The 17,515-nt window shown below is 61.8% G+C and carries 15 protein-coding genes; 12 read left to right on the plus strand and 3 right to left on the minus strand.

The window, feature by feature from the left end; all coding sequences use genetic code 11:
- The first annotated feature begins 164 nt into the window (after nt 1-164).
- The 5 genes from gshA (at nt 165) to tauD (ending at nt 5,588) form a co-directional block, all read left to right on the plus strand.
- A complete protein-coding gene (gene gshA / locus BW992_RS05720) occupies nt 165-1,748 on the plus strand; it encodes a glutamate--cysteine ligase (protein WP_072397725.1) in 1,584 nt (527 codons plus the stop codon).
- 317 nt (nt 1,749-2,065) lie between these two features.
- Entirely contained in the window at nt 2,066-3,043 is a 978-nt protein-coding gene (gene tauA, locus BW992_RS05725; RefSeq protein ID WP_072397724.1) for a taurine ABC transporter substrate-binding protein, read from the plus strand.
- A gap of 24 nt (nt 3,044-3,067) precedes the next feature.
- On the plus strand, nt 3,068-3,862 hold the full coding sequence (gene tauB, locus BW992_RS05730; RefSeq protein ID WP_072397723.1) for a taurine ABC transporter ATP-binding subunit: 795 nt from the start codon (nt 3,068-3,070) through the stop codon (nt 3,860-3,862).
- Nucleotides 3,859-4,698, plus strand: a complete 840-nt coding sequence (gene tauC, locus BW992_RS05735; RefSeq protein WP_072397722.1) for a taurine ABC transporter permease TauC — start codon at nt 3,859-3,861, stop codon at nt 4,696-4,698. Before tauB ends, tauC begins: the two co-directional genes overlap by 4 nt.
- Nucleotides 4,699-4,745: 47 nt before the next feature.
- Nucleotides 4,746-5,588, plus strand: a complete 843-nt coding sequence (gene tauD, locus BW992_RS05740) for a taurine dioxygenase (RefSeq protein ID WP_072397721.1) — start codon at nt 4,746-4,748, stop codon at nt 5,586-5,588.
- Between the two features lie 179 nt (nt 5,589-5,767).
- Here the strand turns inward: tauD and mgrA are convergent, their stop codons facing one another.
- Complete coding sequence (mgrA, locus tag BW992_RS05745; RefSeq protein WP_072431759.1) at nt 5,768-6,805, minus strand: L-glyceraldehyde 3-phosphate reductase; 1,038 nt, start codon at nt 6,803-6,805, stop codon at nt 5,768-5,770.
- 132 nt (nt 6,806-6,937) lie between these two features.
- On the minus strand, nt 6,938-7,828 hold the full coding sequence (locus BW992_RS05750; protein WP_072431760.1) for a LysR family transcriptional regulator: 891 nt from the start codon (nt 7,826-7,828) through the stop codon (nt 6,938-6,940).
- 122 nt (nt 7,829-7,950) lie between these two features.
- Here BW992_RS05750 and BW992_RS05755 point away from each other — a divergent pair, with 122 nt between their 5' ends.
- The gene (locus BW992_RS05755; protein ID WP_072397718.1) at nt 7,951-8,691 is read left to right on the plus strand and encodes an SDR family oxidoreductase; all 741 of its coding nucleotides are present in this window, start codon (nt 7,951-7,953) and stop codon (nt 8,689-8,691) included.
- 10 nt (nt 8,692-8,701) lie between these two features.
- On the opposite strand, the gene betT is transcribed toward BW992_RS05755, so the two are convergent.
- Nucleotides 8,702-10,663 carry a choline transporter BetT gene (gene betT, locus BW992_RS05760; RefSeq protein ID WP_168199088.1) on the minus strand — a complete coding sequence of 654 codons (1,962 nt, stop codon included), beginning with the start codon at nt 10,661-10,663 and terminating at the stop codon, nt 8,702-8,704.
- 519 nt (nt 10,664-11,182) lie between these two features.
- On the opposite strand from betT, the gene BW992_RS05765 reads away from it, so the two are divergent.
- From BW992_RS05765 to BW992_RS05790, 6 genes are all read left to right on the plus strand, one after another.
- Nucleotides 11,183-12,175, plus strand: a complete 993-nt coding sequence (locus BW992_RS05765; protein WP_072397780.1) for a D-cysteine desulfhydrase — start codon at nt 11,183-11,185, stop codon at nt 12,173-12,175.
- A 306-nt stretch (nt 12,176-12,481) separates the two neighbouring features.
- Nucleotides 12,482-13,282, plus strand: a complete 801-nt coding sequence (gene tcyJ, locus BW992_RS05770) for a cystine ABC transporter substrate-binding protein (RefSeq protein ID WP_072397716.1) — start codon at nt 12,482-12,484, stop codon at nt 13,280-13,282.
- Nucleotides 13,282-13,947, plus strand: a complete 666-nt coding sequence (gene tcyL / locus BW992_RS05775) for a cystine ABC transporter permease (RefSeq protein ID WP_014336021.1) — start codon at nt 13,282-13,284, stop codon at nt 13,945-13,947. The genes tcyJ and tcyL overlap by 1 nt, the downstream gene beginning before the upstream one ends.
- A gap of 3 nt (nt 13,948-13,950) precedes the next feature.
- A complete protein-coding gene (tcyN, locus tag BW992_RS05780) occupies nt 13,951-14,712 on the plus strand; it encodes an L-cystine ABC transporter ATP-binding protein TcyN (RefSeq protein ID WP_072397715.1) in 762 nt (253 codons plus the stop codon).
- Between the two features lie 486 nt (nt 14,713-15,198).
- Nucleotides 15,199-15,969 carry a hypothetical protein gene (locus BW992_RS05785; RefSeq protein WP_076405742.1) on the plus strand — a complete coding sequence of 257 codons (771 nt, stop codon included), beginning with the start codon at nt 15,199-15,201 and terminating at the stop codon, nt 15,967-15,969.
- 301 nt (nt 15,970-16,270) lie between these two features.
- Nucleotides 16,271-17,512 (plus strand): SfnB family sulfur acquisition oxidoreductase, encoded by a 1,242-nt coding sequence (locus tag BW992_RS05790; RefSeq protein ID WP_072397713.1) that lies wholly within the window; start codon nt 16,271-16,273, stop codon nt 17,510-17,512.
- Nucleotides 17,513-17,515 lie beyond the last annotated feature (3 nt).

Raw genomic sequence — 17,515 nt, forward strand, 5'->3', positions numbered from 1 at the left:
TTGCTGATCCACCGCCATCGCGCGCAGGCTCGCTCCCACAGTGGGGTTGCGGTGGCTAGCTTTTTGGCACGAAAACCAGGCGATAACGCCAGTTTTGACCTCACCCTTGTAGAGCGCCTTGCCCACCCCCATATTGGGGCGACTGACGCGTGAAGGAATTCAACTTGAGCGACCTCTTAAACCGCCGCCTGGCCCTGCTCGGCGAGCGCGCCAACCTCTCCCTGCTCGAGCAGTGCCTGCACGGTATCGAACGTGAATGCCTGCGTGTCACGCGCGACGGGCGCCTGGCGCTGACGCCGCACCCCGATGCCCTGGGTTCGGCACTGACCAATGAACAGATCACCACCGACTATTCCGAGTCGCTGCTGGAGTTCATCACGCCAGCCCTGGCGGACCCGGTCGATACCCTGGACAGCCTCGACAGCATCCACCGGTTCGTCTACAGCAAGCTCGGCGACGAATACCTGTGGAGCCCGTCGATGCCGTGCCCGCTGCCCGCGGAAGAAGAAATCCCGATCGCCTACTACGGCACCTCGAACATCGGCCGGCTGAAATATGTCTACCGCCAGGGCCTGGCCCTGCGCTACGGCAAGACCATGCAGTGCATCGCGGGGATCCATTACAACTTCTCCCTGCCGGAAAAGCTCTGGCCGCTGCTGCGCCAGGCCGAGGCCGCCGAAATGAGTGATCGCGACTTCCAGTCGTCGGCCTATATCGCGCTGATCCGCAATTTCCGCCGCTACAGTTGGCTGCTGATGTACCTGTTCGGCGCTTCGCCGGCCCTGGACGCCGGCTTCCTGCGTGGCCGCCCGCACCAGTTGGAGCAACTGGACCCGGACACCCTGTACCTGCCCTACGCCACCAGCCTGCGCATGAGCGACCTGGGTTACCAGAGCAACGCCCAGGCCGGCCTGACGCCGTGCTACAACGATCTGGCGAGCTACACCGACAGCCTGCGCAAGGCAGTGGCCACACCCTATGCGCCCTATGTCGAGATCGGCACTCACCGTGACGGTGAATGGATCCAGCTCAACACCAACATCCTGCAGATCGAAAACGAGTACTACTCCAACATCCGCCCCAAACGCGTGACCTATACCGGCGAGCGTCCGATCCAGGCGTTGATGGCCCGCGGTATCCAGTACGTGGAAGTACGCTGCCTGGACATCAACCCGTTCCTGCCCATGGGCATCGATGTCACCGAGTCGCGGTTCCTCGATGCATTCCTGCTGTATTGCGCCCTCAACGACAGCCCGCTGTTCGAAAACAACGAATGCGGCAACGCCACGAGCAACTTCCTGAGGGTCGTCAAGGAAGGCCGCAAGCCAGGCCTGCAACTGCAGCGCCAGGGCCAATCGGTGGACATGCAGGCCTGGGCCCTCGAGCTGTTGGAAAAGATCTCGCCGCTGGCCTCGCTCCTCGACCAGAGCCAGGGTGGCGAAGCCCATCGCCAGGCGCTGGATGTGCAACTGGCGAAGGTGCGGGATCCGTCCCTGACACCTTCCGCCCAGATATTGGCGGCCATGGCGCAGAACCAGGAAAGTTTTGCCCAGTTCTCCCTGCGCCAGAGCAAGGCCCACGCCGAGTTCTTCCGCGCCGCACCCCTGCCTTCGTCCGAGCAACAGGCGTTCGAAGAGGCTGCCCGCCAGTCCCTGGCCCAGCAAGCCGAGCTGGAGCAGAACGAGGTGGGAGACTTCGATGTATTCGTAGGCTCGTACCAGGCCAGCATCCTGGCGATCAGCAACTGACCCTCCATGCATCATTCCCATGTCCTACATGGGAATGATCTTGTGGCGAGGGGATTTATCCCCGTTGGCTACAAGCAGCCCTCGACGTTCACCTCGGTGTCTCAGTCGGCTCGCATACGACTGAACTGGGGTTGCTTCGCAACTCGGCAGGGATAAATCCCCTCGCCACAAAAGCGGTAGGCGACGCCCACTTCTTTACCTCTTGTAAATGTTTTCGAAAATAAGCTAGTTCCAAAAAGTTATTTATTTCTGGATTCTTATATCATTTAGTCTCCTCGAACACCGACCGTCCGGCCGCCTGTTTGAGGAGCTTTCCCATGGCATTGCGTTTCCCCCGTATTCTTTTCGCGGCCGTCTCCCTGGCCGCCACCAGCCTCTTTGCCCAGGCGGCCGACCTGACCGTCGCCTACCAGACCACCGTCGATCCGGCCAAGGTTGCCCAGGCAGACGGCACCTACGAGAAAGCCACCCAGGCCAGGATCGACTGGCGCAAATTCGACAATGGCGCCGATGTCATTGCCGCCATCGCTTCCGGTGATGTCCAGATCGGCTACCTGGGTTCCAGCCCACTGACGGCGGCGGTGTCCCGCCAGGTACCGGTAGAAACCTTCCTTATCGCCACGCAGATCGGCGCGGCCGAAGCCTTGGTGGTGCGTGATGGCGCCGGCATCAGCACTGCGCAGGATCTGGTCGGCAAGAAGATCGCCGTGCCGTTCGTGTCCACCGGCCATTACAGCCTACTCGCCGCCCTGAAACACTGGAACATCGACCCCTCGAAAGTCACCATCCTGAACCTCGCGCCACCGGCCATCATCGCTGCCTGGAAGCGCGGCGACATCGATGCCACCTACGTCTGGGACCCGGCCCTGGGCGTGGCCAAGGAAAACGGCAAGGTGCTGATCACTTCCGCCGAACTGGCCAGGTTCGGCGCGCCGACCTTCGACGCCTGGATCGTGCGCAAGGACTTCGCCAGGCAGCATCCCGAGATCGTGACCGCCTTCGCCAAGGTCACCCTGGATGCCTACTCCCAGTACCGCAAGGACCCACAAGCCTGGCTGGCCGACACGTCCAACGTCGATAAGCTGGTGAAGCTCTCCGGCGCCAAGGCCAGCGACATCCCGCTCCTGCTGCAAGGCAACGTATTCCCACTGGCGGCCGACCAGGTCGTGAGCCTCGGCGCACCGACTACCCAGGCCATCGCCAAGACCGCCGCGTTCCTCAAGGAGCAAGGCAAGGTGGAGGCTGTGCTGCCGGACTACACGCCCTTCGTCAGCGCCAAATACATTCCTCATTGATCCGCCAGCAAAGGAGTCATCGCGATGGCCTTGCTACAACTGGAGCGCATCAGCGCACAGTACCCCGGCGCGGCGGAACCGGTACTGGCGGACATATCGCTGGACCTGGGACCGCAACAGCTGCTGGTTGCCCTCGGCCCGTCCGGCAGTGGCAAGACGTCACTGCTGAACCTGATCGCCGGTTTCGTCGAGCCCAGCGCCGGGCAGATCACCCTGGACGGCGTGCCGGTCTCGGGGCCGGGAGCCGAACGCGGCGTGGTGTTCCAGGATGACGCCTTGTTGCCCTGGCAAGACGTACTGGCCAACGTCGGGTTCGGCCTGGAACTGGCCGGTGTCGCCAAGGCAGAGCGCGAAGCCCGCGCTCGCGAAATGCTCGCCCTGGTAGACCTGGCCGGTTTCGAACGACGCCGTATCTGGCAACTTTCCGGGGGGCAGAAACAACGCGTCGGCCTGGCCCGTGCGCTGGCGGCCGATCCTCGCCTGCTGCTGATGGACGAACCCTTCGGCGCGCTGGATGCCTTTACCCGCGAGCAGATGCAGGAACTGCTACTGCAAGTCTGGCAGCGCGCTGCCAAACCCGTGTTCCTGATTACCCATGACATCGAAGAAGCGGTCTTTCTCGCCACCGACCTGATTCTGCTGGCACCCAACCCCGGGCAGATCGTCGAGCGCCTGAGCCTCGATTTCGGACGGCGCTATGGAGCCGGGGAATCGGCGCGGTCGATCAAGTCCGATCCGCGCTTTATCGAAACCCGGGAGCACGTCCTCGCCAAGGTGTTTTCCCAACGCAGCGCCGTCCGGCCACAGGAGCGCGCATGAGCAGCTATGAAATTCCAGCCGTGATCAGCCGCCCTGCGCCCCAGGCCTCGTCCAGGGGTTCAAGGCCTCGCTTGAGCACGCGATGGATCAGCGGCCTGACCCTGGCAGCGTTGCTGCTGCTCTGGTGGGCGGTCACCGCCAGCGGACTGATCGAGCCTCTGTTTCTGCCACCGCCTTGCGCCGTGCTGCAAAAAGGCTGGCTACTGGTGACCAGCGGCTACATGGACGCCACGCTCTGGCAACACCTGGGGGCAAGCCTTGGGCGGATCGGCCTGGGCCTGCTGTTGGCAGTGCTCACGGCGGTGCCGGTGGGCATCGCCATCGGCACCAGCCGCGCGGCACGCGGCGTACTGGACCCGTTGATCGAGTTCTACCGGCCGATTCCGCCCCTGGCTTACCTGCCATTGATCGTGATCTGGTGCGGCATCGGTGAGCTGTCGAAAGTGCTGTTGATCTACCTGGCGATCTTCGCCCCGATTGCCATCGCCACCGCCACGGGGGTTCGCACCGTCGACCCGGCGAAGATACGCGCAGCGCAGTCCCTGGGCGCTACGCGCACCCAATTGCTCCGCCATGTGATCGTGCCCAGTGCCCTGCCGGACATTCTCACCGGCGTCCGCATCGGCCTGGGCGTGGGCTGGTCCACCCTGGTGGCCGCCGAACTGATCGCCGCCACCAGCGGCCTGGGGTTCATGGTGCAGTCGGCGGCGCAGTTCCTGGTGACCGATGTGGTGGTCCTGGGAATCCTGGTGATCGCGCTGATCGCCTTCACCATGGAGATGAGCCTGCGCGCCCTGCAACGCAAGCTGGTGCCGTGGCACGGCCAGACCCATTGACGCCCATGACCACGCTGACCATTCGGCGCCCGGAACGAGACCCTGCAATGAATAGCCCGACCATCACCCCTTTGAGCACCGCCCTCGGCGCGCAGATCAGCGGGATCGACATCAGCCAGCCCCTGGGCCCGCAGCACCGCGAGATCATCGGCCAGGCACTGCTGGAGCACCAGGTGCTGTTCTTTCGCGACCAACCGATCGAACCGCCACAACAGGCACGGTTCGCCGCGTATTTCGGCGACCTGCACATCCATCCGATCTACCCCAACGTGCCGACGCAGCCCGAAGTGCTGGTGCTCGACACGGCCGTCACCGATGTTCGCGACAATGCCATCTGGCACACCGACGTGACCTTCCTGCCGACACCCGCCATGGGCGCGGTGCTCAGTGCCAAGCTACTGCCGCCGTTCGGCGGCGATACGTTATGGGCCAGCGGTATCGCGGCCTACGAAGCCTTGTCGACACCTTTGAAGCGCTTGCTGGAAGGGCTCACGGCGACCCACGATTTCACCCGTTCGTTTCCCCTGGAACGCTTTGGCAACACTGCGCAAGACCTGGCCCGCTGGGAACAGGCACGGCGCAGGAATCCACCGCTGTCGCACCCGGTGATCCGCACTCACCCGGTGAGCGGGCGGCGCTCGTTGTTCGTCAATGAAGGTTTCACCACGCGCATCAACGAACTGTCGGAGACCGAAAGCGAGGTGATCCTGAAACTGTTGTTCGCCCACGCCACACGGCCCGAATTTACCCTTCGTTGGCGCTGGCAGGTCAACGACGTGGCTTTCTGGGACAACCGTGTGACCCAGCATTTCGCTGTGGATGACTACCGTCCGGCCCGGCGTGTGATGCACCGGGCGACGGTGTTGGGGGATGTGCCGTTTTTTCGCTGAACAGCGACGCAATCGCCTTTGTGGCGAGGGGATTTACCCCGCTGGGCCGCGTAGCGGCCCTCAAACCTGCATGCACGATCTCAAAGGCAGGCCGTGCTCAGCTGTCCCTGGGGCTGCTTCGCATCCAGCGGGGATAAATCCCTTCGCCACGGGGGTGTATGTTCGCCGTACTGGAAGGGTTACTCGGCTGACGATGGCTTTTCCCAAAGATTGATCCCGCCTTCCTGGGCAAACCGATCGATCTCGGCCAGTTCTTCGGCGCTGAAGTTCAGGTTCTGCAAGGCACCGGCATTCTCGATGATCTGCTCCGGCCGGCTGGCGCCGATCAGGGCGGAGGTCACCCGCGCGTCCCGCAGGGTCCAGGCCAGGGCCATCTGCGCCAGGCTCTGGCCGCGCCGCTGGGCGATCTCGTTGAGGGCGCGCACATGGGCGATGTTCTCTTCCGATAAATGCGAGGCCTGCAACGAACCGCCACCCGGACGGTTGACCCGCGCGTCCGCCGGAATGCCCTTGAGGTATTTGTCGGTCAACAGCCCCTGGGCCAGGGGCGTAAAGGCAATCACACCGGTGCCGAGCTCGTCGGTGGCATCCAGCAGGTCTTTCTCTACCCAGCGATTGAGCAGGTTGTAGGCCGGTTGATGGATCAGCAGCGGGACTTTCCACTCTTTGAGCAGCGCAGCCATTTCCCGGGTCTTCACGCCGGAATACGAAGAGATGCCGACATACAATGCCTTGCCCTGTTGCACCGCGGTGGCCAGTGCACTGGCGGTTTCTTCCAGCGGCGTGTCGGGGTCGAAGCGGTGGGAATAAAAGATGTCCACATAATCCAGCCCCAGGCGCTGCAGGCTCTGGTCAAGGCTCGCCAGCACGTACTTGCGAGAGCCGCCACCCTGCCCATAGGGTCCGGGCCACATGTCCCAACCGGCCTTGCTGGAGATGATCAGCTCATCGCGGTAGTGCTTGAAATCTTCGCGCAGCAGCCGTCCGAAATTGATTTCGGCACTGCCGTAGGGCGGGCCGTAGTTGTTCGCCAGGTCGAAATGGTTGATACCCAGGTCGAACGCCGTACGCAACAACGCCCGTTGGGTGTCGATAGGCGTGCTGTCGCCGAAGTTGTGCCACAACCCCAGTGACAATGCCGGCAGCACCAGGCCACTGCGGCCGACGCGACGATATGGCATGGACTCATAGCGGTTTTCGGCGGCGATGTAGGTCATCGAAAGGCTCTCTATTCGGACGAAGGGTTCGGAAGGTGGGTACGGATGGCAGAAGCCGATATTGCACAGACGTATCGATCAGCTTGAAAGTTCGCATGGTTGTGGAAGCAGTGCCAGGAAAACCAGAGCACGTTACCGCGCCTGGGCAAACACCTCGGCCAGCCAATCCACAAACACCCGCACCCTGGGTGACAGGTGACGGTTGTGAGGATAAAGCACCGACACCGGCATGGGCGGCGGTGGGGTCGCGGGGAGAATTTCCTGGACCAGCCCCTGCTCGAGCTGGGTTTGCATCCGATAGCGCGGGCATTGGATCAGGCCCAAGCCGGCAATGGCCGAGGCCGCGTAGATTTCGGCGCCGAACACCGAAAGCGCGCCATCGATGGCTACCTCCTTGAGCTCACCCTCGACCATGAACTGGAACGGGTACAGTTTGCCGGTGGTGCGCGACAGGTAGTTCACCGCCCGGTGCCGACTCAAGTCGTCCAGGTTTTTCGGCTCGCCGTACTGGCGCAAGTAGGCGGGGCTGGCGCAGGTGATCTGCCGCAGGCTGGCGACGCGGCGACCGATCAACGACGAGTCCCCCAGCGTGCCCGCCCGCAACACGCAATCGACACCCTCGGCGATCAGGTCGACGAAACGATCGGCCTCGCTGATGGACAGCTCGATGTCAGGGTAGCGGGCCATGAACTGCGGCAGCGCCGGGATCACGAAACTCCGGGCCAGGGTTCCATGCAGGTCCACCCGCAGCTTGCCCTTGGGCGCCACGCTGCGAAAGGCCAGCTCGGCCTCCTCCAGCTCCGCCAGCAACTGCACGCAGCGAGGGTAATAGGCTTCGCCATCGAGGGTCGGCCGCACCTTGCGGGTACTGCGCTCCATCAGGCGCACACCTAGCCAGGCTTCGAACTGATTGAGGGTATGGGTCAGCGTCGCGCGGGGCAGGTTCAGGTCTTCGGCGGCCAGGGTAAAGCTGCTGCGCTCATAGATGCGCACGAATACCCGCATGGCCTTGACTTGATCCATGGTGTTTTTCCAAGCCTTGATTGTTGGTCATTCTTGAACAGTTACGGCAACTCTCCTGCATTTATCGCCGAGAGTAAACATGTGAATCTTCCTCTCATCCACTTCAATCGAGGAACGCAGCCATGATCCGACAGACATCCAAGGTGGCCATTGTGACCGGAGCTTCCCGGGGAATCGGTGCGCAAGTCGCCAGGCAACTGGCTGAAGACGGATTCGCCGTCGCCATCAACTACGCCAACAATGCCATCGAAGCCTCGAAGCTGGTGGTGCAGCTGCGCCAGGCAGGTCACCAGGCCCTCGCGATCAAGGCCGATGTGTCATGCGCCGCCGATGTCCGGCGGATGTTCGATGAGACCGAAACACACCTGGGCAAGGTCGACCTGCTGGTCAATAACGCCGGTATCCTGCAGGTCTTGCCGCTGGCACAGCACAGCGACGAACTGTTCGAGCAGACCTTCGCCATCAATACCCGAGGCACCTTCAACACGCTTCGCGAAGCCGCGACCCGCCTGAACGATGGCGGTCGGATCGTGAATTTTTCCAGCAGCACCGTGGGCCTCAATCTGCCCGGTTACTCGGTGTACATCGCCAGCAAGGCCGCCGTGGAGTCCCTGACCCAGGTGTTCGCCAAGGAGCTGCGGGGCCGGCAGATCACGGTCAATGCCATCGCTCCCGGCCCGGTCGCCACCGAGCTGTTCATGCACGGCAAGAGCGAGGAGCAGGTCCAGCACTACGCCAAGATGCCGCCCCTGGAGCGCCTCGGCCAGCCGGAAGACATCGCCCGTATCGTCTCCTTCCTGGCGAGCCCCGCCGCCGACTGGGTCAACGGGCAGGTGCTGCGCGCCAACGGCGGCCTGGTGTGAGGCCCGGCGATCAACGCACCAGGTGCAGGAACTGCATGTGCCGTTCGTACTGGTCGAGGATGTCGTTGATCACCTGTTCCTTGGAATAGCCCACCAGATCGTAGTCCTGGCTGCCTTCGCTCAGGTGCACTTCGGCACGGTAGTAGCGCCGGTTGTTGAGTTCCTTGGAACCCATGCCGCCCCGGGCGAAGGAGGGTGTGAAGTAGCCACGCATCTGCACCTGGTAGATGAACGGATGCTGCTCGCCATGGCCGATTTCCAGGCTGACGCAGTCATTGGCCAGGTCTGGAGGGGTCAGCACGGTCAGGCCTTTTTCGGCGAACACCGCTTTCACTTCCTCGACGGCCGGACGCACCGTGCTGTCGAGGAAACGGTAGACCTCATCGCGGGACGGGAAATGCACAGCCTGGCTCAAGCGTTGCCGCCAACCGCCCTTGCCCCGGCGTGAGCCCGACACCGGCGCCAGGGAATGCATCTGGGCGATCTTTTTCTGGGACTCGAGGAAAAACGCCTTGTGCAGGCCCCACATCATCAACAGCAGAATCAGGGAGAAGGGCAATGACGTGAGCACCACCGCCGATTTCAGGGCATCGATACTGCCGGAAAACAACAGCGCACTGGTCACCAGGGCGGTCATCGCCCCCCAGAACACCCGCAGCCATTTCGGCCCGTCTTCATCGGGGTTGCCCCCCTTGGCCGAGAGCGTCGAAAGCACCACGGTACCGGAGTCGGCGGACGTGACGAAGAACACGAAGCTGATAAACACCGTGACCGCGATGACCGTCTTGCTCCACGGGTAGGTTTCCAGCAGCAGGTAAAGGCTCATCGAGGGGTTTTCCAGGGCCGACATGCCCAGGGCACTCATGCCGTGGTTGAGCACCTGGTCGATGGCGCTGTTGCCGAAGATCGACATCCACGCCAGGGTGAAGCCCAAGGGAATCAGCAGAACACCGAAGACGAACTCACGAATGGTGCGGCCGCGGGAAATCCGTGCGATGAACAGCCCCACGAAGGGTGACCACGCAATCCACCAGGCCCAGTAGAACACCGTCCAGCCCCCCAGCCAGTCGCTGGGCTCGTCATAGGCGTAGAGGTCGAAACTCTTCATCGGCAAGGCGCCAAGGTAATCGCCCACATTCTGGATCAAGGTATTGAGCAGGTGCTGGGTGGGTCCGGCGAAGAGCACGAACAGCAGCAGGGCGCAGGCCAGCAGCATGTTGATGTCGGACATGACGCGCACGCCCTTGTCGACACCGGCCACCGCCACAATGATCGCCGCGCCCATCATCAGCACGATCAGGCCGACCTGGATCCATTGGGTGTGGGCGATGCCGAACAGGTAGTCGAGCCCGGAATTGAGATGCAGCACACCGAAGCCCATGTCCGCGCCAAGGCCGAACACGGTGGCAATGATGCCGAAGCCATCCACGGCGTAGCCGATGGGCCCATTGATGCGTTTGCCGATCAGCGGGTACAGCGCCGAACGCAGGGCCAGCGGCAGGTTGTGGCGGTAGGCGAAATACGCCAGGGCCATGCCGACGAATGCGAAGACGCCCCAACCATGCAGGCCCCAGTGCAGGAACAGGATCTGCATGGCCTGGCGCGCCGCCTGGGCGGTACCGGCCTCGCCCTGAGGCGGCTGCACCATGTGCGTCAGCGGCTCGGAAACGCAGAAGAAGAACAACGTGATGCTGATGCCGGCGGCGAACAGCATGCCGGCCCATGACAGATAACTGAATTCGGGTTCGTCGTGGTCGGCACCGAGCTTGATCTTGCCGTAGCCGGACAAGGCGGTGACCACCACGAAGACCAGATACAGGGTCATCGCCAACAAGTAATACCAGCCGACCGTGTTGGCCGCCCAGTTCTGCGCCGCCAGGAGCCAGGCGCCGGCCTGGGTGGGTATGGCAATCACCACCAGGCCAAACAGCAGGATAAAGGTCGCGGCGAAGTAAAAGACCGGCGGGTTCATGCGGACCAGGCCGCTGGGTGGAAGGGACGAGGCACTCATGAACGAAGCACCCCGGACAGCGAAAGGATGGCGGTGGAATACGGACTCGGCAAAGGCAAGCCTCCTGTTGTGAGCGGGCAGCAAACCGACGGTTTAACTTGAATGAACGTTCAAGTTAAACATGAATAGGCAGCTAAGGACTAATCGCAGGGCTCAACGGCATCCTTCCTACGCTAGCCTACGGGAGGGTATGACGTTGCCTGGCGAGCATTCGTTCAGTGCTCAAAAGACATGTGCCTACTGCCAAACACAACTCCCTGTGGGAGCGAGCTGGCTCGCGATGGCGGTCTGTCAGTCAATACAGAGGCCCACTGAACCACCGCTATCGCGAGCCAGCCCGCTCACACAGTTTTTTCGGCGCTCGCAAATCATTCGAGTCCCCAATTCCGCGCCGGTTTATTTGAGAACAAATGATTGCCGGTTGCCCCTGAATATCGGCGTGCCTATAGTCCAGCCATCGCCTACAACCAGTACGGACTCATGATCAAAGAACAGCTGTCTCGCTTTAACCGTCTCGACCTGCTCAGCCATCCGACACCGCTGGAAAAACTCGACCGCCTCTCCACCTGGCTCGGACGGGACGTCTATATCAAGCGCGACGACCTGACGCCCCTGGCCCTGGGCGGCAACAAGCTGCGCAAGCTCGAATACCTGGCCGCCGATGCCTTGGCCCAAGGTGCCGACACCCTCATTACCGGCGGCGCGATCCAGTCCAACCATGTGCGTCAGACCGCTGCGTTGGCGGCCAGGCTGGGCCTGGGTTGCGTCGCGCTGTTGGAAAACCCCATCGACAGCCAGGACAGCAATTACCTGGGCAACGGCAACCGGCTGCTGCTGGAGCTGTTCGACGCCAAGGTGGAACTGGTGGATAACCTGGACAACGCCGACGAGCAACTGCAGGCCCTGGCTGCCCGCCTGCGCAGCAATGGCAAGAAGCCGTACCTGGTTCCGATAGGCGGATCCAATGCCTTGGGTGCGCTGGGCTATGTGCGCGCGGGCCTGGAACTGGCCGAGCAGATCAAGGACACCGGTCTGACGTTCGCCGCCGTGGTACTGGCCTCGGGCAGCGCCGGCACCCACAGCGGCCTGGCCCTGGCCTTGAGCCAGGCCCTGCCGGAGCTCCCCGTGGTCGGCGTGACGGTTTCGCGCAGCGAAGAGGATCAGTTCCCCAAGGTCCAGGGGCTCGCCGAAGGCGTCGCCCAACTGCTCGATGTGGCGCTTCCGGAGGCCTTCAAGGTAAACCTCTGGGACGAGTATTTCGCCCCTCGCTACGGTGAGCCGAATGCCGGCACATTGGCGGCGATCAAGTTGCTGGCCAGCCAGGAAGGCCTCTTGCTGGACCCGGTCTATACCGGCAAGGCCATGGCCGGCCTGCTCGACGGCATTGGCCGCGACCGTTTCGACGACGGCCCTATCATCTTCCTGCACACCGGTGGCGCACCGGCGTTGTTTGCCTATGACGCAGTGTTCTGAAGATCTGGAAACCCTCAATGGGAGCCAGCTTGCTCGCGATGAGGGTGTGTCAGTTGATTGGAACTGAGCTGATCCACTGCGCTGGCGAACAAGCTCGCTCTCACCGGGAGAAATTCCAAATAGGCATATAGGATTTATTTAATATTATTTTCCAATCTATAAAAGCCAACTTATAGTCTCGCCGCAGGCGCATTTGCCGCGAGACGCCCAGGTTGCTTTGAGGCAGGATGTGGCAACCTTCTCGAATCGCGGCTACGCCTTATCTCAGCCAAAATATCTGTTCATAAGAAAACACAGGGGCTTGTCATGAATTTTTCCGCATTACGTCGCAACCTGTTGGTGGGTTCGCTGGGCCTGGCATTGAGCGCCGGGCTGCTGGGGCAAGCGGTTGCCGGTGAGCAACTGCAGAAAATCAAGGATGCCGGTGAAATCAAGATCGGCCTGGAAGGCACTTATCCACCGTTCAGCTTCGTTGATGACAGCGGCAAACTGACCGGCTTCGAAGTGGAGTTTTCCGAAGCGCTGGCCAAGGAACTGGGCGTGAAGGTCAAGCTGCAGACGACTCCATGGGCCGGCATCCTCGCGGCGCTGGAGTCCAAGCGGCTGGACGCTGTGGTCAACCAGGTAACCATCTCCGAGGAACGCAAGAAAAAATACGACTTCTCCGAGCCTTACACCGTTTCCGGGATTCAAGCGCTGGTACTGACCAAGAAAGCCGACGAGCTGAACATCAAGAAGGCCGCTGACCTGGACGGTAAAAAAGTCGGCGTGGGCCTGGGCACCAATTACGAGCAGTGGGTAAAAGCTGAAGTACCCGGCGCCCAGGTCAAAACCTACGATGACGACCCCACCAAGTTCCAGGACCTGCGCGTCGGCCGTATCGATACCATCCTGATCGACCGTCTGGCCGCATTGGAATACGCCAAGAAAGCCAAGGACACCACCGTCACCAGCGAAGCCTTCTCCCGCCAGGAAGCCGGTATCGCCCTGCGCAAAGGCGAGCCTGAACTGTTGGCTGCCGTGAACAAGGCCATCGAGAAACTGCGCGCCGACGGTACGCTGAAGAAGCTCTCTGAAAAATACTTCAGCGCTGACGTCACGAAATAATGGAAGCAGCTCTTCAACTCGCACTGGACTCCGCGCCCTTTTTGCTCAAGGGCGCGTATTACACGGTCATCCTCAGCCTGGGTGGCATGTTTTTCGGCCTGCTGCTGGGGTTCGGCCTGGCGCTGATGCGCCTGTCGCGCTTCAAGCTGGTGAACTGGATCGCCCGCATCTACGTGTCGTTCTTTCGTGGCACGCCGTTGCTGGTGCAGTTGTTCGTGATCTATTACGGGTTGCCGCAACTGGGCATCGAGCTGGATCCGCTGCCCGCGGCCCTGATCGGTTTCTCGCTGAACATGGCTGCCTATGCGTGTGAAATCCTGCGGGCCGCCATCAGCTCCATCGAGCGCGGCCAGTGGGAAGCGGCGGCGAGCATCGGTATGACCCGCGCGCAGACCCTGCGCCGGGCCATCCTGCCCCAAGCCGCACGCACGGCCCTGCCTCCGCTGGGCAACAGCTTCATTTCCCTGGTCAAGGACACCGCGCTGGCGGCGACCATCCAGGTTCCAGAGCTGTTCCGCCAGGCGCAGTTGATCACCGCGCGAACCTTCGAAATCTTCACCATGTACCTTGCCGCCGCGCTGATCTATTGGGTTCTGGCCAGTGTGCTCTCGCACCTGCAGAACGTCCTGGAAGCCCGGGTAAATCGGCATGACCAGGAGTCCTGAGCCATGATTGTCGTGGAAAAACTGACAAAGCAGTTCAAGGGTCAGGTGGTACTCAACGGCATCGACCTGAAGATCGAAGAAGGCGAGGTGGTTGCGATCATCGGCCCCAGCGGCTCCGGCAAGACGACCTTCCTGCGCTGCCTGAACTTCCTCGAGGAGCCCAGCAGTGGTCGGATCAAGGTCGGCGACATTGAAATCGACGGCAGCCGTCCATTGAACCAGCAACAGGGCCTGGTGCGGCGATTGCGCCAGCAGGTGGGCTTCGTGTTCCAGAACTTCAACCTGTTCCCGCATCGCACGGCCCTGGAGAACGTCACCGAGGGTCCGATTGTGGTCAAGAAGGTTCCTCGTGCCGACGCCGAAGCCCTGGGTCGCAGACTCCTGGCCAAGGTCGGCCTGGCCGGCAAGGAAGACGCTTATCCGCGCCGGCTCTCCGGTGGACAGCAGCAGCGAGTGGCCATTGCCCGGGCACTGGCGATGGAGCCGCAAGTGATTCTGTTCGACGAGCCGACCTCGGCCCTCGATCCGGAACTGGTGGGCGAAGTATTGGCGACCATTCGCGGCCTGGCCGAAGAAAAACGCACCATGGTCATCGTGACCCACGAAATGGGCTTCGCCCGGGACGTGGCGAACCGCGTGGTATTTTTCGACAAGGGCGTGATCGTGGAACAAGGCGAAGCCAAGGCCCTGTTCGCCGCTCCGAAGGAAGAACGGACGCGCCAGTTCCTGAGCAAGTTTCTTGCTGACGGGCGCATCGCCCAATAATCCATCGAAACTCGTCGTTACTTCCAGGGATGGAAGTTCGATCCAATGACTGACAAGCAAACCCCGCCCTTGCCTGCAACGCAAAAAGTTGCAACTTAGCCTTGCCACACCGGTTATAAGCTGCGCGCCAACTATCTATATTTCGCCACGACTTCCCGCGATCTACTTCCTCAATCCGTGACCTTCCTCATGCCTAGGCCTGCGCCATCCCCGAGGAAAAGGCAACATCGCTCCGCTTATTGCTGCCATCGTCGCGTAGGATATTTCTGAAGCCTCACATAATTAATTAATGGATAAACACCTCTATTGACACGACAACTATCGGACCTTTATCTAGAACCCAACAGGCGCTGGACATTATTTAATTCTTTGCGGCAATGGAACCGAAGGGACCGGTCGTGACCGCAATAAAAATTATGTCGTGATCAGAAAAGCCTTTGATTTTTCCGAAACGGATTTCGTTTAGCAGGTATCAAGGAGAACACCATGACATGTACGTCGAATCTTCCCGAACTGGCCGCGCCCTCCCTGGCCAATGCCAACCGTGCCGGTATCAACCTCGCCAGCGCTGCTCGCCTGGAGGTCGCCATCGCTGCTTCTCCCGGCATGGATGCCGGTGACTTGATCGAATTGTTCTGGGACAACTGCTACGTTGGCTCCCGCCTGCTGGCCGAAGCCGACCTGCACGACTGTGTCAGGTTGCGAGTGCCGGAGAGCTTCATCGTCAATGGAACCTCACAGGTCCACTACCGCGTCATGCGGGTCGGGCGCGGGCCGGCGCTGTCGGCAACGCTGCGGGTCCAGGCCAAGCTCGATTGTCCCGGGGGCCAGCCTTCGGCCCTGAGTGGCGATGAGAACCAGGGGCTGGCGCCGGTACGCATACCGGGCACCATCCGACGCCAGGGCGTGAACCCGAGCCAGATCAAGCGCGGCGTCCCGCTGACCATCGAACCCTACCTGAACATGGCCGCCGACGATGCGATTACCCTGCGCTGGGGCGATGTGCGCATGGACCTGCCCCGGGTCAAGCCAGGCGAGGTAGATCAGCCGATCAACATCTGGGTGCCGCCCCACATCATCCTCGAAGCGGGAGAAGACCTGCGCCTGGAGGTCACCTACTGCATCCTCGACCGGGTAGGCAACAATTCCCATTGGGCGCCACCCCGCACGTTGAAGATCGGTTGCACCAGTCTCTATTCAAAGCAAGCGCCGACGGAACCTCTCCGGGCCGCTGAACCGCGCCGCCACAGACCCTGATCCCCCGACTGGCGAGGGAAGTATCTGCACAAGGTTATGTAGCGCCCCGACCAGGGCGGCTATGGGGCCACGAGATAAACCCTCGTCAGGACGACTTGGCGAATCCACTCTATTGATATCCCTAAAAGTTATTTCAGAAATAATTTACGCACGTTTAGGGTATATGAACCGGACCACCGGACATTCTTTTCCGCCGCATTCATCGCGGCGTTTTCCTGAAATGTGAGGTGGGTATGGTACGGAACACAATCACCCCGGTGCAGAACGCCAAGGCACTGCCAGCCGCCACGGAGCGGCTGTGATGTCTGACCTGGCGCAAGCAAAGGTCCAGAGCGATCTGGACGTCGCACCACTGCTGTTGCCTGCACAAGTGCTGCGCAACGATGCCGAGGCCATCAAGGCCGCCCATGATCTGGCCCAGGTCGCTCGCCAGCAGGCCGCGCGGCGCGATCAACAGCGCAAGCTGCCCTGGTCGGAAATCGAACAGTTCACCCGCAGCGGGCTGGGCAGTATTTCCATCCCCCGCGAGTATGGTGGCCCGCAAGTCTCCTTCGTCACCCTTGCCGACGTTTTCGCGATCATCTCTGCGGCTGACCCGGCCCTGGGACAGATTCCACAGAACCAGTTCGGTGTGCTCCAACTGATCCTCGGCACCGGCACGCCACGGCAAAAGGAAATCCTCCTGCAGAGCGTCCTCGAAGGCTGGCGCATTGGCAACGCCGGGCCGGAACGCGGTACGCGCAATACCCTGGAACTCAAGGCCCGGATTACCGCCGACGGCGATGGCTTTGTCATCAATGGCCAGAAGTTCTATTCCACCGGCGCGCTGTTTGCCCACTGGGTGGCGGTCAAGGCACTGGATGACGAAGGCCGGCAGGTATTGGCGTTCGTGCGGCGCGGCACACCCGGCCTGCGGATCGTCGACGACTGGTCGGGTTTCGGCCAGCGCACCACGGCCAGCGGGACCGTGCTGCTGAACAACGTACGGGTGGATGCCGAGTTGGTGCTCGATAACTGGCGCATCAACGAAACCCCGAACATACAAGGCGCGATCTCGCAGCTGATCCAGGCGGCCATTGACGTCGGCATCGCCCGTGGCGCCATCGACGATGCCATTGCATTCGTGCGTGAACGGTCGCGTCCCTGGATCGATGCCAAGGTCGAGCGGGCCAGCGACGATCCGTATGTCATCGCCGACATCGGCAAGTTGAAGATCGACCTGCACGCCGCCGAAGCCCTGCTGCGCAAGGCCGGCCAGGTCCTGGACCAGGTCAGCGCCGCGCCCATAACCGCGCCACTGGCCGCCCGCGCTTCGATCGCCGTGGCCGAAGCCAAGGTGCTGAGCACCGAAATCGCCCTGCAAGCCAGCGAAAAGCTGTTCGAGCTGGCCGGCAGCCGCGCCACCCTCGCCGAATTCAACCTCGATCGTCACTGGCGCAACGCGCGCGTCCACACCCTGCATGACCCGGTGCGCTGGAAATACCACGCGATAGGCGCCTACCACCTGAACGGCACATTGCCGGCCCGGCATTCCTGGATCTGACGA

The sequence above is a fragment of the Pseudomonas sp. 7SR1 genome (assembly GCF_900156465.1).
Taxonomy (GTDB): domain Bacteria; phylum Pseudomonadota; class Gammaproteobacteria; order Pseudomonadales; family Pseudomonadaceae; genus Aquipseudomonas.